The following is a 1,676-nucleotide window of genomic DNA, read 5'->3' as shown; positions in this document are numbered from 1 at the left end:
ACCCCTACAAGGGATTCTTCGTTCTACGCCACGCTCACAGCCCACACCTCATCGGTGGATCAGGGCTGAGTGCTGCCTGTCGACGTTCGGACGCCGCAGGCGGCATGCCGGACTTGGCGAGCGGCTCTGGCGCCGCCTCGGCAGCGAGAGCGTTGCCGTCGAAGAGCAGCGCCTGAAACCGCGGGTCGACCTTGCCGAGGTCGTGCCACCGGGCGGCATCGACAACGACCTGCTGCAAGTCGGTGGACAGGCCCAGCGCGGCAGCGATGGCGCCGGCTCGGCCTCCGACGTCTGCCAGGTGCGACCTCAGCGTGACCCGAGATCCGCCGCGGACGGTCCCGTCGGTGACATCGTCGGTGAACGCACCGGCCGCCGTCTGGGGTCTGGTCCGAGGGCGGAGCACAAATTCCGCCGGGTAGACCTTCGCCTCCGCTTCATGGCGCCGCCAGCGGCGTCGGTCGCGCGCGACCTCCACCTGTCCGTCAGCCAGAACGGCTGCCAGGCTGCTCAGGTCCTCCGCCGTCCACGGGGTCTCGGCGGAAGATGCCGCGCGCAGCCACGCGACGATCCGGTCTCGGACCTTTGTCGACACAGCCGTCGGGCGGTCGGCGTCGTCGGAGTCGCGGGCCTCCCGCAACTCCGACAGGTCGTCCTGCGAGAACATTCCCTCGATACCGAGCCGCCCGCCTAGGCCGGCATCGAGCCTGAGCACGGGGAGTCGTTGCTCGAACGCGGCGTACTCGCCCACGTCGGCGACCGGCTCGGTCGCCGACGGGTTCCAGCCGTACCGGTCGAGGCCGCCCAGCTCGCACGGTGCGATCAGCTGGTCGCCCGGACGTAGATCGCTCGCATCGGCCCACACCCACGAGGCACTCCCGTCCTCGGCGGTGGTACGACGTAGGACGCGCCTGTCAGTAGCGACGCTCACCGACTCGTCGAGATCGTCCCAGTCGTCCCAATCGCTGAGGGGAACGGCCTTCTCACCGACCAGCCATCGACGTACAGCGCTGATCGGGAGCTCGATGGTCTCGGCGGCCCGGAGCGGAACCGCGTCGATCACCTGGGTGGCGGCGTCCTCGGCGATTCGATCGCCGGTGAGGTCGAGCAAGGAGGCGCGCCAGGCCAGGCTGACCGATGCGGTGGTCCGGGCGAGACCGTGCAGGTAGGGACCGACCGGCGCATCGTTCGTGGGCGCCGGCTGCGTGCGCGTCCAGGCATCGAGGTGGACCGCCAGCAGCAGCGGAGGTGGGGTGCGCGCGACGTACGCCGACTCCGGCACAGCGGAGTTGAGGTCGCGGCAGGCCAAGGGGCTCACGTCGAGGCCCGCCCCCTCCCCGACCCGTGCTCGCACGAACTCCCACGCACGGTCTCGCGCGGTGCCGTAGACCGGACCCGTGGTCACGTCGTCGTAGACGATCGTTGCCTGCGACGCGTCGAGTTCTCCTCGTCTATTGAGCCTGCCAAGTCGTTGGACGAGGGCGTCCCACGAGGCGGCCTCGGTGACCAATGCGGTCGCGTCCAGGTCGAGCCCGACCTCGACGGTCTGGGTGGCGACGAGGATCGCTCGCGCATCGGTGGCCTGGCGATCGGCTCCGAACAGCTCCAATATGGCTCTTGTGACGCATCCGTGGGTGGTTGAGCGCGCCTTGGAGTGAGAACACGCCGTTCCTGTCTAG

1 pseudogene is annotated in these 1,676 nt (G+C 69.5%); it reads right to left on the bottom strand.

The window, feature by feature from the left end:
• Positions 1 to 34: 34 nt before the first annotated feature.
• Positions 35 to 1,651, bottom strand: a pseudogene (locus ACYVKX_RS04675) (hypothetical protein); the annotation flags it as partial.
• Between the last annotated feature and the right edge of the window lie 25 nt (positions 1,652 to 1,676).

It is taken from the genome of Nocardioides hungaricus (genome assembly GCF_054782915.1).
This window is presented reverse-complemented; position numbering and strand designations above follow the sequence as displayed.